Annotated in this window: 15 protein-coding genes; 14 read left to right on the top strand and 1 reads right to left on the bottom strand. The window is 30.8% G+C overall.

The genetic code is table 11. The features are described from left to right. Positions 1 to 185: 185 nt before the first annotated feature. From priA to HGI79_RS23085, 14 genes are all read left to right on the top strand, one after another. A complete protein-coding gene (priA, locus tag HGI79_RS01385) occupies positions 186 to 2387 on the top strand; it encodes a primosomal protein N' (RefSeq protein WP_185648934.1) in 2202 nt (733 codons plus the stop codon). Between the two features lie 81 nt (positions 2388 to 2468). Beyond that, positions 2469 to 2918 (top strand): peptide deformylase, encoded by a 450-nt coding sequence (def, locus tag HGI79_RS01380; RefSeq protein WP_185648933.1) that lies wholly within the window; start codon positions 2469 to 2471, stop codon positions 2916 to 2918. Between the two features lie 3 nt (positions 2919 to 2921). Beyond that, complete coding sequence (fmt, locus tag HGI79_RS01375; RefSeq protein WP_185648932.1) at positions 2922 to 3854, top strand: methionyl-tRNA formyltransferase; 933 nt, start codon at positions 2922 to 2924, stop codon at positions 3852 to 3854. A gap of 75 nt (positions 3855 to 3929) precedes the next feature. Next, positions 3930 to 4610, top strand: a complete 681-nt coding sequence (locus HGI79_RS01370; protein ID WP_185648931.1) for a zinc metallopeptidase — start codon at positions 3930 to 3932, stop codon at positions 4608 to 4610. Between the two features lie 30 nt (positions 4611 to 4640). After that, positions 4641 to 5969 carry a 16S rRNA (cytosine(967)-C(5))-methyltransferase RsmB gene (gene rsmB / locus HGI79_RS01365; protein ID WP_185648930.1) on the top strand — a complete coding sequence of 443 codons (1329 nt, stop codon included), beginning with the start codon at positions 4641 to 4643 and terminating at the stop codon, positions 5967 to 5969. Positions 5970 to 5979: 10 nt separating this feature from the next. Further along, a complete protein-coding gene (gene rlmN, locus HGI79_RS01360) occupies positions 5980 to 7026 on the top strand; it encodes a 23S rRNA (adenine(2503)-C(2))-methyltransferase RlmN (RefSeq protein ID WP_185648929.1) in 1047 nt (348 codons plus the stop codon). Positions 7027 to 7029: 3 nt separating this feature from the next. Next, positions 7030 to 7773, top strand: coding sequence for a Stp1/IreP family PP2C-type Ser/Thr phosphatase (locus tag HGI79_RS01355; protein WP_185648928.1), 744 nt, complete (start codon positions 7030 to 7032; stop codon positions 7771 to 7773). Continuing rightward, complete coding sequence (gene pknB, locus HGI79_RS01350) at positions 7748 to 9766, top strand: Stk1 family PASTA domain-containing Ser/Thr kinase (RefSeq protein ID WP_185648927.1); 2019 nt, start codon at positions 7748 to 7750, stop codon at positions 9764 to 9766. The genes HGI79_RS01355 and pknB overlap by 26 nt, the downstream gene beginning before the upstream one ends. 107 nt (positions 9767 to 9873) lie before the next feature. Beyond that, positions 9874 to 10743: a ribosome small subunit-dependent GTPase A gene (gene rsgA, locus HGI79_RS01345; protein WP_185648926.1), complete on the top strand. Its 870-nt coding sequence runs from the start codon at positions 9874 to 9876 to the stop codon at positions 10741 to 10743. After that, positions 10737 to 11387 (top strand): ribulose-phosphate 3-epimerase, encoded by a 651-nt coding sequence (gene rpe, locus HGI79_RS01340; RefSeq protein ID WP_185648925.1) that lies wholly within the window; start codon positions 10737 to 10739, stop codon positions 11385 to 11387. The genes rsgA and rpe overlap by 7 nt, the downstream gene beginning before the upstream one ends. 1 nt (position 11388) lies before the next feature. After that, complete coding sequence (locus HGI79_RS01335; RefSeq protein WP_185648924.1) at positions 11389 to 12027, top strand: thiamine diphosphokinase; 639 nt, start codon at positions 11389 to 11391, stop codon at positions 12025 to 12027. Between the two features lie 179 nt (positions 12028 to 12206). Further along, positions 12207 to 12377, top strand: coding sequence for a hypothetical protein (locus tag HGI79_RS01330; protein ID WP_185649010.1), 171 nt, complete (start codon positions 12207 to 12209; stop codon positions 12375 to 12377). A 207-nt stretch (positions 12378 to 12584) separates the two neighbouring features. Continuing rightward, entirely contained in the window at positions 12585 to 12782 is a 198-nt protein-coding gene (locus HGI79_RS01325; RefSeq protein WP_185648923.1) for a hypothetical protein, read from the top strand. A gap of 237 nt (positions 12783 to 13019) precedes the next feature. Then, entirely contained in the window at positions 13020 to 13148 is a 129-nt protein-coding gene (locus HGI79_RS23085) for a hypothetical protein (protein ID WP_278046670.1), read from the top strand. A 169-nt stretch (positions 13149 to 13317) separates the two neighbouring features. On the opposite strand, the gene rpmB is transcribed toward HGI79_RS23085, so the two are convergent. Continuing rightward, complete coding sequence (rpmB, locus tag HGI79_RS01320; RefSeq protein WP_185648922.1) at positions 13318 to 13509, bottom strand: 50S ribosomal protein L28; 192 nt, start codon at positions 13507 to 13509, stop codon at positions 13318 to 13320. Positions 13510 to 13572 lie beyond the last annotated feature (63 nt).

The following is a 13572-nucleotide window of genomic DNA, read 5'->3' as shown; positions in this document are numbered from 1 at the left end:
CGCATGCAGTCAAATAACTATATAGTTGATTTAATGACTGCTGCGTATTATAAAAATCTGATTACAGGGTTTTAGAAAGAAAGTTAATTTTTTATTTTAAGAGGGCTGAACTTGCGTACCACGTAAGAAAACGCCTTTTTTATTTAGTATTAAAATTCTGATTATATATGATAGGGGGTGATTAAGTGTATAAATATGCAGGTATAATAGTTAACAATACCTCAGTGCAGGTAGATAAAATTTTTACATATAAAATTCCAGAAGGTTTTATTAATAAGCTAGATATAGGCTTTAGAGTTAAAATACCTTTTGGATTTGGTAATAAGAAAATAGATGGCTTTGTAGTGGACTTATATGAAGAAGTAGAAAACAGTAGTAGTATTAAAGAAATTTTAGAAATATGTGATCCATTTCAATTATTCACCCAAAAAGACTTAACTATAATAAATGAGATGAAAAAAAAATATCTTTGTACATATTTAGATTGTATAAAGGTATTCATACCTACAGGAATTTTTAAAGGAATGAAAAACAAAACAGCATCACTACTATATGTAGGTAATGAACTTTCAGGGAAATTTTTGAAAGAACCTTATGAGTCTATTTATGAAATTGTAGCAAAAAATAAGGGTAAATATACTAAAGCTGCTTTAAGCAAGGAATTTAAAATATCTCTATCTTCCATAAGCACTATGATAAAGTATAACTTTCTTAGTTTACAAGACGAAATTATAAATCGATATAATACTAAGCAATATCATCAGTATGATGAAAAAAGCTTAAACCAGGAGCAAAGTAATGCTGTAAATACAATATTGAATTCTGATGAAAATGTGTTTCTTATACATGGTGTTACAGGTAGTGGCAAGACTGAAATATATATGCATCTTGTAAATAGAATTATGAAGCAGGGTAAAGAAGCTATTATACTAGTGCCTGAAATTGCACTTACGCCTCAAATGGTAGAAAGGTTTAAAGGCAGATTTGGAAGAGATATTAGTGTTTTTCATAGTAAGTTATCTGATGGGGAAAGATATGATGAGTGGCTGCGTATAAAAATGGGAAAAGTAAAAGTTGCTATAGGAGCCAGATCTGCAATATTTCTCCCCTTTAAAAACTTAGGTTTGATTGTAATAGATGAAGAACATGAAGGAAGCTATAAATCTGACAGTAATCCTAAATACAATGCCCGAGAAATTGGAGAAATAAAATGTGGATTAGAAAATTGTAAGCTAGTTTTAGGGTCTGCTACACCTTCAATAGACACTTACTATAGGTGTATTAAAAAACAAATAAAATTAGTTAACATAAAAAACAGAGCTGATGGTGCAATTATGCCAGAGATTGAAATTGTTGACATGAGACAGGAACTGTTAGATAATAACAGGTCTATATTTAGTAAAAGTCTCCACGAAGCTATTAAAGATAGGCTAGATAAAAGAGAACAAACAATACTTTTTTTAAATAGAAGAGGCTTCTCTACTTTTGTTTCTTGTAGGAAGTGTGGATTTGTATTTAAATGTAACAACTGTGACATATCACTTACATATCATAATGAGGGCAGAAAATTAATATGCCACTACTGTGGTAGTAAGCATATTATACCTGATAAATGTCCACAATGTTCTAGCAAGTATGTTAAATATTTTGGAATAGGCACAGAGAAGGTGGAACAGGAAATAAAAAAAATTTTTCCAGCAGCTAGAACCTTAAGAATGGATTTTGATACTACTAGAAGAAAAAATTCATATGAGCACATATATGATACTTTTAAAAATGGCTATGCAGATATACTTATAGGTACTCAAATGGTAGCAAAGGGACTAGATTTTAAGAATGTAACACTGGTAGGTGTAATAGCAGCAGATCTATCTTTAAATCTTCCGGATTTCAGGTCAACTGAGAGAACATTTCAACTGATTACGCAGGTTTCAGGTAGAGCTGGAAGAGGAGAAAAGCCTGGTAGTGTTATACTTCAGACCTATAACCCAGAAAATTATAGTATACGATATGCAGCAAGCTGTGACTATGAAAATTTCTATAAAGAAGAGATAGATATAAGAAATACTATGGAATATCCTCCTTTTACGGATATATTACTTATCAATATGAGTAGTAAAAATGAAAATATATTAATAAAAAATATACAAAATGTTGGCATATTCTTAAGGAATAAGTTACAAGAAAGTGATAAAATTAAAATGTTAGGACCATGTCCTTGTGAAATTTCTAAAATAAAAGAATTATACAGATGGCAAATTATACTCAAAGGTAAAATTACTAGAGAATTTGCTGAAGACATAAAAAAAATAGTTTATAATTTACTAAAGGATGCATATAGTGATGTAAGAGTAAGTATGGATATTAATCCTAATAGCTTAATATAACATAATTATAAACTTGTTATTAATAAAATATTATAATAATATAAGCACTAATCTACATTAATAATATTTGGAGGTATTAAAATGGCTTTAAGAACTATAAGAAAATATGGAGATGAATTACTAAGAAAAAAAAGTAGAAAAGTTGATGTTATAGATGAGAGAATTTTAACTTTATTAAAAGATATGGAAGAAACTATGTATAAAGCTGAAGGAGTAGGTCTTGCTGCACCTCAAGTAGGAGTATTAAAGAAAGTTGTAGTAATAGATATAGGCGAAGGTATATTAAAACTAATAAATCCAGAGATCATATTTGCTGAAGGTAGTCAAAGAGATGTTGAAGGTTGCTTAAGTGTTCCAGAACAACAAGGAGAAGTTGAAAGACCTGCTAAAGTTAAAGTTAAAGCTTTAAATGAAAAAGGTGAAGAAACTATAATTGAAGGAGAAGGATTACTTGCCGTAGCCTTATGTCATGAAATTGATCATTTAGACGGCATATTGTTTATAGATAAGATAACAACTAGGAGGAGCTAAAATATGAATATAGTATTTATGGGAACGCCAGAGTTTGCAGTACCTTCTTTAAAAAGAATAATAAAAGAATTTGGTGTAAAGGCAGTTTTCACTCAACCAGACAAACCTAAGGGTAGAGGAAAAAAGCTATCTATGTCTCCTGTTAAAGAGGTGGCTATAGAACATAGTATTCCAGTTTTTCAACCTGAAAAGTTAAAGGGTGATGAAGAAGCTATACAAAAACTAAAAGAATTAGATTTAGATTTTATCATTGTAGTAGCATACGGTCAAATTCTTACCAAAGAAGTACTAGATATACCAAGGTACGGATGTATAAATTTGCATGCGTCACTACTTCCTAAATACAGAGGAGCTGCACCAATAAATTGGGCTGTAATTAATGGGGAAAAAGAAAGTGGAAATACAACTATGTTCATGGATATAGGATTAGATACTGGTGATATGCTGTTAAAGAGCAATGTACAAATAACAGAGAATATGACTGCAGGAGAACTTCATGATATTTTAATGGAAGATGGTGCAGAGTTATTAATAAGAACCATCAGAGGATTAGTTGAAGGTACTATCACAAGAGAAAAACAGCATGAAACTCCAACAGCTTATGCTAGTATGTTAAATAAAAATATGGCTAAAATTAATTGGAATTCAAGTAACGAAAAAATATTAAATTTAATAAGTGGATTAAATCCTTGGCCTATTGCACATACTCAATATAATGGTGAAAGTATGAAAATTTATAAAGCTAAGCTTATTAATGATGAACATAAATATGAACCAGGGTATATAGTTGATGTAAGTAAAGAAGGAATTAAAGTTGCTTGTGCTAAGGGATGTATACTTATAGAGGAGATACAGTTTTCCGGAGGAAAAGTAATGAAGGTTAGCGAGTATATAAAGGGACATAATTTAGATAAAAATATTATACTTGGAGTATAGTAAAATATATTAATTAAATAAAATAATATTTTAGATAAATATTTAATATAATTTAAGAATATGGAGGTATAGTTTGTGTTTTATTTTGATAGTACATTTATCATTTTAATTCCTGCCTTAATAGTATCAGCTTGGGCACAATTTAAAATTTCATCTACTTTTGATAAATACTCAAGATATTCTAGTCGTAATGGATATACGGGAGCTCAGGTAGCAAGAATGCTTTTAGATAGTAATGGATTATATGATGTGCCTGTGGAACTTATACCAGGAAAATTAACAGACCACTATGATCCTAGAAATAAAACTATGAGGCTTTCGGAAGAAGTATTTTATGGTACATCTGTGGCATCTATTGGAGTAGCGGCCCATGAAACTGGTCACGCCATTCAGCATAAACAACATTATGCCCCTTTAGTCATAAGAAATGCTATAGTACCAGCAGTAAATTTTGGATCCAGCTTATCATGGATAATATTTTTTGTAGGCATACTATTTAGTATAAAAGGACTTGTAAGTTTAGGTATACTTCTTTTTTCAGGGGTAGTTATTTTTCAATTGGTAACGCTGCCGGTAGAATTTAATGCATCTAGTAGAGCTTTGAAAATAATAGAATCTAAAGGAGTGCTTTACTCAGATGAATTAAAAGGAGCCAGATCTGTATTAAGTGCTGCGGCAATGACGTATGTGGCAGCTGCATTGACTGCTATATCACAGTTAGTAAGACTTATATTACTCAGTAGAAGAGATGATTAAAGAAAAATAAATTGAAACAGAGGTAAGATCATGAACAATGCTAGAAGAATAGCAGTTAAAATCTTAGTTGATGTACTAGATAAAGGAGCATATTCTAATATAATATTAGGTAGAGAATTAAATAAATCTAATCTAAATGACAAAGATAAGGCATTAGTAACGGAACTAGTATATGGAACCTTAAAATATAAATATACTATTGATACTATTTTAAATCATTATATAAAAAGTGGTATTGAAAAACTAGATAGGGATATTCTAAATATTCTAAGAGTATCTCTATATCAAATAATCTATTTAGATAAAATTCCTAGTTTTGCAGCTGTAAATGAAGCTGTTGAGCTAGCAAAAAGAAAGTCTTTAAAAAGTTCTAGTCTTGTAAATGGGGTATTAAGAAACTATTTAAGAAATAAGGATTTATGCTACTATAATAAAGATAGCAAAGTAGAAGAATTATGCTTTAAATACTCTTTCCCTAAATGGCTTGTTAAACTTTTTATTAAACAATACAATAAAGAACAGTGTGAAAAAATACTTAGCGGTCTTAATATGGTTCCAGCTGTTACTGCTAGAGTAAACAATCTGAAAACATCATATGAAGAAGCTTGGGATAAGTTGTTAGAAAATCAATATGATATAGAAGAGGGAAGAGTATGTCCTGAAGCTATTAGAATAAATAAAGGTAAAAATATAGAGAGCAACCCACTTTTTAAGGAAGGGTTTATTACAGTTCAAGATGAAAGTGCAATGCTTGTTGCACCATCAATGGATTTAGAAGAAGAAATGTTAGTTTTAGACTTATGTAGCGCTCCAGGTGGAAAAACCTGTCATATAGCGGAAATAATGAATAATATTGGGAAAATTTTAGCCTTTGATGTATATGAAAATAAAATATCGTTGATAAAAGAAAATGCTGCAAGGCTTGGAGTGGAAAACATTAAATATGATATATTGGATGCATCTGAATATAGAGAAACACTGAATGAAAAAGCTGACAGAGTACTTATAGATGTGCCTTGTTCTGGTTTTGGAATAATAAGAAAAAAACCAGAAATAAAATGGAATAAGGATATTAAATCTACAACAGATCTAGTAAGTATTCAAAGAGATATTTTGGAAAACTCCTCTAAGTATGTAAAGGTTGGAGGTAAGCTTATTTATTCAACATGTACCTTAAATAAGGAAGAAAACGAGAAAAATATACAGTGGTTTATTAAAAAGCACCCAGAGTTTCACATAGAGCCTTTATATTATGGCGATATAGATAATATAGTGTATCATGAAGAAGGATTTATGACCATACTTCCTAATAAAGATATGGATGGATTTTTTATTGCTAAAATGATAAAAGGTAGGTAGGTGTAATACAATGTATAATATTCTTGATTTTAACCTTCATAAACTAAAACATTGGATGAAAGATAATAAAGAGAGTGAATTTAGAGCAAAACAAGTATTTGATTGGATATATAAGAACACATGGGATTTTGATCTTATGAATAATATACCTAAGAATACAAGAGAGAAACTAAAGGAATCCTTTTACATAGAAATACCTGAGATTCTCCACATATATAAATCAAAATTTGATGATACATTTAAGTTTCTTTACAAATATAGAGATGGTAATATAATTGAATCAGTAGTAATGAAGTATAAACATGGAAATTCCATATGTGTTTCAACGCAAATAGGTTGTAGAATGGGATGCAAATTTTGTGCTTCTACCGTAGGTGGAATGACTAGAAATTTGACTAGTGGAGAAATAATAGCACAAATTCTAAAGTCACAATATGAAATTGGAGAAAGAATATCAAATATAGTTTTGATGGGAAGTGGAGAACCCCTAGATAACTATGATAATGTAATGGAATTTCTAGACTTAGTTAATGCTGACTATGGATTAAATATAGGTCAAAGACATATAACGCTTTCAACTTGTGGTATAGTTCCTAAAATTATTGAATTAGCTGATAAAAATTTACAAATTACCCTGGCAATATCCTTGCATGCACCAGAAGACGAGTTAAGAAAAACTATGATGCCTATAGCTAATAAGTATACTATTAATGAAGTATTAAAGGCTTGTAATTATTACATAGACAGAACAAAGCGAAGAGTAACTTTTGAATATGCTCTTGTAAATGGTGTAAATGACAACGTAAAGGATGCTGAGCATTTAAGCCAATTGCTAAAGGGAATGTTATGTCATGTTAACTTAATTCCAGTGAATGAGGTTAAGGAAAATAGTTTTACAAAATCTTCAACAGATAACATAAAAAGATTTTACGGTATTTTAAATAAAAACGGCATAGAAACTACTATAAGAAGAGAAATGGGCTCCGATATAAATGCAGCTTGTGGACAATTGAGAAGAAGTTATTTAGAGTCCGAAAATAACTTAGAAGGGGTGTAAAGTATGGTGGGGATTTTATCAGACATAGGTAATGTCAGAAAAATAAATGAAGATTCTGTGGGATTTTTTGAGGGTAAAAATCATAGTATTTATGTTGTAGCAGATGGCATGGGGGGACATAATGCTGGTGAAGTAGCAAGTAAAATAGCTGTGGATACTACTATTGAGTATATTAAGTCTTTTGAAACTATAGATGATATTGAAAGTACTCTAATAAGAAGTATACAATTAGCTAATGAAAAAATCTTTCAGTTATCACAAGATAGTGAAGGATTAGGCGGCATGGGGACAACTATAACTGCTTGCTTGGTTAAAAACAAAAGTATGATTGTAGCAAATGTTGGTGATAGTGGTTGTTACATAATGAAGAATAGCGGAATAACAAAGGTAACAAAGGATCATTCACTAGTGCAACAGTTAGTGGATGAAGGAAGTATTACTGAAGAAGAAGCAATCAGTCATCCGAATAAAAATATAATAACAAGAGCACTAGGAACAAATATATCAGTAGAGATAGATACTTTTAGCATAGATTTATCAGAAGTTTTAAAAATAGTTTTATGTACTGATGGGTTATCCAATGGGGTAAACGCAAGTGAAATGTATGATATAATACTAGGTAGTGATAATGAAGATGCCTGTAGAAGATTAATAGAGCTTAGTAATTTGAAAGGTGGAAGAGATAACATATCAGTTATTGTGTTCGAAGGAGAGGGTAAATATGATAGGGACTATGCTGGGAAATAGATATGAGTTATTAGAAAAGATAGGAGAAGGCGGTATGGCCTTAGTTTATAAAGCTAAGTGTCATTTGCTTAATCGTTATGTGGCAGTTAAAATTTTAAAGGAACAGTTTTCTAGTGATGCTGAGTTTGTGGAAAAATTTAAAATGGAAGCAACTGCTGCAGCAAGTCTTTCAGACAACAATATTGTAAATATTTATGATGTTGGGACTCAGGGAGATATAAATTATATTGTCATGGAATATGTTAAGGGGAAAACTTTAAAACAGATAATACGTAGTGAGGGCAGGATAAATACAAATAGAGCCATATTTATAGCATCTCAGATTGCCAAAGCATTAGAGTGTGCCCATAGAAACAATATAATACATAGAGATATAAAGCCGCATAACATTCTTGTAACAGATGAGGGTGTAGTTAAGGTTACAGACTTTGGTATAGCAAAGGCATCTAATTCTGTTACTATTACTAATTCAAGTAAGATAATGGGGTCTGCTCATTATTTTTCTCCTGAACAAGCAAGAGGAAGTTTTGCAGATGGTAGAACTGATATTTACTCTCTAGGTATAGTAATTTATGAAATGGTTACGGGGAGAGTTCCATATGATGCAGAAAGCCCTGTATCAGTGGCTTTAAAACATATACAAGAGCCGGTGGTACCTCCAAAACAAATCAATGATAACATACCTGATAGCTTAAATAAGTTAATACTGAAAGCTATTGAGAAGGAGCCAATAAGAAGATATCAATCTATAAAAGATATGCTTATGGACTTGAAGAAAATAGAGAATAATCAACACTTTAATATTTCAACTAACGATTTTGAAGAAGATATGACAAGAGTTATGGACCCTATAGTGCTAGATGATAACTATAATAAAAATAAGAGTAAAAGTAAAAACTATAAAAGCTATAGTGACGATGAAGAAGATGATGATGAATATGGAGGAAAAAAAATAGGTTCTAATAATAGAAAAATATTGATTGGTATAGCTGTAGCTGTTATGGTCACTGTAATTGGTGCTGTATCAGGGTATTTTGCTTTTAATCAAATGTCAGATCCATCTGCAAACGAAACTATTGTACCTAAAATAGTAGGTATGAACCAAGAGGATGCAAAAAAGGAAGTAGAGAATAAGAAATTAAAATTTGTATTTATAGGAAAAGAAAAAAGTGATAAACCAGAAGGAACTGTTTTAGAAACTTGGCCTACTGAAGGGACAAAGGTAAAGGTTGGTTCAGATGTTAGAGTTAGTATAAGTGGAGGACAGGAACCTTTAGGTGTACCAAACTTAACAGGCATAGAGCTATCTACAGCTAAAGACATAATAACAAATAGTGGATTAAAACTAGGAACAGTAAATTATAAATTTAGTGACTCAGTTCGAAAAGATTTAGTTATAAGCCAAGATCCAGAACCTGATTCAAATGCAACGACAGATACAAAAATTAATCTTGTGGTAAGTAAAGGATCGCTAATTAAAATGGTTACTGTACCTGATGTAGGTGGAAAAAATATTGATGAAGCAGCTTCATTAATATCAGAAGCTGGATTGAAAGTGTCAAAAACTCCTATAGATACATCAGATAAATCACAAGATGGAAAAGTAGTTAGTCAAAGTATAGAAGGAAAGCAACAAGTTAAAGAAGGAAGCACTGTTAACATAACCTATTACAAATATAAACAAACAGAACAAGCACCAAATAACGAACAGAACAATCAGCAGCCCGGAGCAGGAAACAATACACAACCTAGTAATGGTGATCAGGCAGCTGGTAGTGGTAAGCCTAGTGGAAGTACTGATGGTAGTGGCACTGGGAATACTGGCAGCACCGGGAATACTGCTGGAAGTAGCAGCAATGGAGGAACTGGAGGAACTGGTGGAACTGGAACAACGGGAACAACTGGAACTGGAAGTAGTAGTGGATCACAAGCAAGTGGCCAGACTAATAAATCACCTACAAATACTTCTGATGGTGAAAAACAAGGACAATAATAATTAAAAGTGTTTTAAGGTGGAGATAAACTCCACCTTAGTTATAAGACTAACAGTATGTAATAATATACTAAAAGAAAAAAAGTATATTTAAATTAGGAGGAGTTATGCAAGGAACTATAATTAAAGGAGTGGCTGGATTCTATTATATAAAGACGGAAAAGCATATAATTGAATGTAAAGCAAGAGGAAAGTTCAGGCATAATGAACTTACACCAATGGTAGGAGATAAAGTGGATATAACTATAGATAATGAAAAAGGTGTTATAGACAAGATTTATCCTAGGTTTAATCAGTTAATAAGACCTGCTGTAGCAAACGTAACACAGGCTTTAGTGGTTTTTGCTTTAAAAAGTCCCGAAATAAACAAAGATTTACTAAACAAATTTTTAATAAATTGTGAATTTAACAACTTAAAAGTAGTAGTTTGTTTTAATAAGTTAGACTTACAAAATGAAGACGAAGAAAAGAATATACAACATATGATAGAAAGTGCTGGATATGAAATAATATATTTAAAGGCCAAAGAGGGGTATGGAATAGAAAAAGTTAGAGAAAAGTTAAAGGATAATGTAACCGTATTGTGTGGGCCTTCAGGAGTTGGGAAATCAACAATTTTAAATTCAATAGCGGGAAGAAAGCTAATGGAAACTGGAGAAATAAGTGAGAAATTAAGAAGAGGAAAACATACCACTAGACATAGTGAACTTATAGATGTTGGTGAAGGTTTCATTGTAGATACCCCAGGATTTTCATCTATAGATTTAGATTTTGTGTCTAAAGATGAATTACAAAATTGTTTTCCAGAATTTGAAGACTATATAGGATGTTGTAAATTTACAGGGTGCCTTCATCATAAAGAGCCTAATTGTGCTGTAAAAGAAGCAGTTAAAGAAGGAACAATAAATAATGAAAGATATGAATTTTACATAAAAATTTTAGAGGAAATAATGAGCAGGAGGAATAAACAATGGTAAAAATAGCCCCATCTATATTATCAGCAGATTTTTCTAGGTTAGGTGAACATATTAAATGTTTAGATAACAATGGTGCAGACTTAATTCATATTGATGTAATGGATGGTATGTTTGTACCTAATATATCTTTTGGAGTTCCTATAATCAAAAGTATTAGAGCCTTAACCAAACTTCCTTTTGATGTACATTTAATGATAGAGGAACCTGGAAGATACATAGAAGATTTTGCTAAAGCTGGAGCGGATATAATAACAGTTCATTATGAGGCTGATAGGCATTTGGATAGAACTATAAATTACATAAAAAGCTTTGGTATTAAAGCGGCAGTAGCGTTAAATCCAGCTACACCTATAGAAAACATAAAATATTTAATACCCAATTTAGATATGGTGTTAATTATGACAGTAAATCCTGGATTTGGAGGACAAAAATACATAAACTACTGTTCTGAAAAGATAAGAGAATTGAAAGATTTAAGCGAAAAGTTTAATAAAAATCTTATGATTGAAGTTGACGGAGGTATAGGTAAAGATAATATAAAATCAGCTGTAGATTGTGGTGCAAATGTAATTGTTGCAGGTTCTGCTGTATTTAAAGATAATAAGATAGAAGAAAACATAAAGGAATTAAGAGGAGAACTTTAAAATGAAAATTGTAATTGTATCAGGCGGTAATCCCCCTTCATATTCTTTGATAACAGAAGAATTAGAAGACTGCTCTTTTTTAATTTGTGCAGATAGTGGTGGGAATTGTCTATACAAGTATAATATAATTCCTGACTATCTAATGGGTGATTTTGATTCAATTAGTGAAGAAGCTATGAATTTTTTTTTGAAACAAAGTAAGTGTAGTATAGAAAATTACCCCTCGGATAAAGACTTTACAGATACAGAACTAGTTTTTAATAAAGCACTAGAGCTGGGAGGAAAGAAAATTATATTCTTAGGATGTACTGGTACAAGAATAGATCATTTAATGGGTAACATAGGGATGTTAGCGAAATGTTTAAGGCAAAACATTAAAGGATATATAAAAGATAATAACAATTGTATAGAAATAACTAATAAACCAGTAAAAATAACAGGAAACTATGGAGCTACCTTTTCACTTCAGGCCTACAGTAATGTTGTTAAGAACCTAACAATAAAAGGTGCAAAGTATGAATTGTTAAATTATGATTTATCCTTAGGCGATGCCCGCACGGTTTCAAATCAGTTCTTATATGAGGAAGTAGAAATAACTTTTGATGAGGGAGTTATACTTATATTGTATAGTAAAGACTAGTTTCAAGTACACAGAATTCTCAGCTTCAGGTGGAGTACTAGAGGGGGATAGTCATCGGATAAAGTGAAATGCAATATACATAAAAAACAGCTAATAACTAGCTGTTTTTTTGTTTTATAAGTAACAGTTTAATAATTTGATGCATATAATACTATAGAGCAATTTTAGGGGATAATAAAGTGCGTAGAAAAATTTGGAGGAAAAAAAATAAAAAGAGGTTAGGAATAATTACTGCATCTATTGGAGTTGGAATAGTTGTAGCAGTTATTATCCCAGTATGGGGATGGATAATAACTGTAGGAGGAGTATTAATTTATTGTGGATGGTATTTAATAGATCATTATAAATGAGGGGGTATTATAATGAAAATAATTACAATTAAATTGCCTAGTTTTTTATCTGCTATAATAAGATTTTTTAAGAGGAAAAAATAATACATCTATAAAATGAAATATATTTGTATATCTAACGGCACAATTTATAAGATAAAGAAGTAACAAAAAAACTATTTAGTGCATATGATAATAGAATCATTTACTATATGGGGGGACAAAACAATGTTTAACTATTATAATAGGATAGCTAAGTATGCACTAGATTTAGAGTTAAATGGAAATATAAAAAAGGCTGAACAATTAAGGGAAATACTAAAGAAAGAAAATAGATGTACACTATGTGGAGGAATAAAAATAAATGAATCAGGATTTTGGAAATGTATTTGGTGTACTGATAGACTTAAGGTAGTTGACAAATAAACCTTTATAAGTAGCTATTGGAGCAATAGTAAAAATCAGTTGAAAATATTTTAATTTAAAAGTTAAACATCATTAAGATAAGATAAATTATGATGAACATGTTAGAGCCGTGATGGCTCTTCTTTTATAACTAAACTTCAAACATAGAAGATTCTATTAAATTTATATAAAGTTTAATAGAATAACATTATTGCAAATAGTATAAACTGTTTATAGAAAAAATAAAGAGGTGATTATATGTCAACAAAAAGTGAGAAAAAACAAAGAAATGATAACAAAGGTAAAAATTCTAAAACAGCAAATCCTGTTACTATGGAAGTTGATCCAAATATGAGAAAACCAACTCGAGGATTACCAAAGGTTTAGCTTATGCTATAAGGGCATTACTTACATAGTAAAAAAATGTAAATTAAAAAATTAATTAATGTGGAAAGCTTACAATAATTTAAATAAAAGTATTCATTTTAAATTATTGTAGGTTTTTTGTCTAAAAACAAAAAATGCAATTGCGTAAACAACTGCATTTTTTCATACTTTATATAGCACGTTGAACCTTTCCTGAACGAAGGCATCTTGTACAAACATGTATAGTCTTTGGTGTTCCTTCAACTATAGCTTTAACTCTTTTTATATTTGGAGCCCAAGTTCTTTTTGACTGACGGTGTGAATGGCTGTATTGTACACCGAAGGCAACGCCTTTATTGCATATTTCGCACTTTCTTGACACTGAAAACACCTCCTTAAAAAATTGTGGAGAATTATCTCCCCAATTCAAACATTTATTATTTTA

It is taken from the genome of Clostridium sp. DJ247, assembly GCF_014231265.1.
The sequence above is the reverse complement of the archived record's forward strand: the minus strand, read 5'-3'. Positions and strand labels throughout refer to the sequence as shown.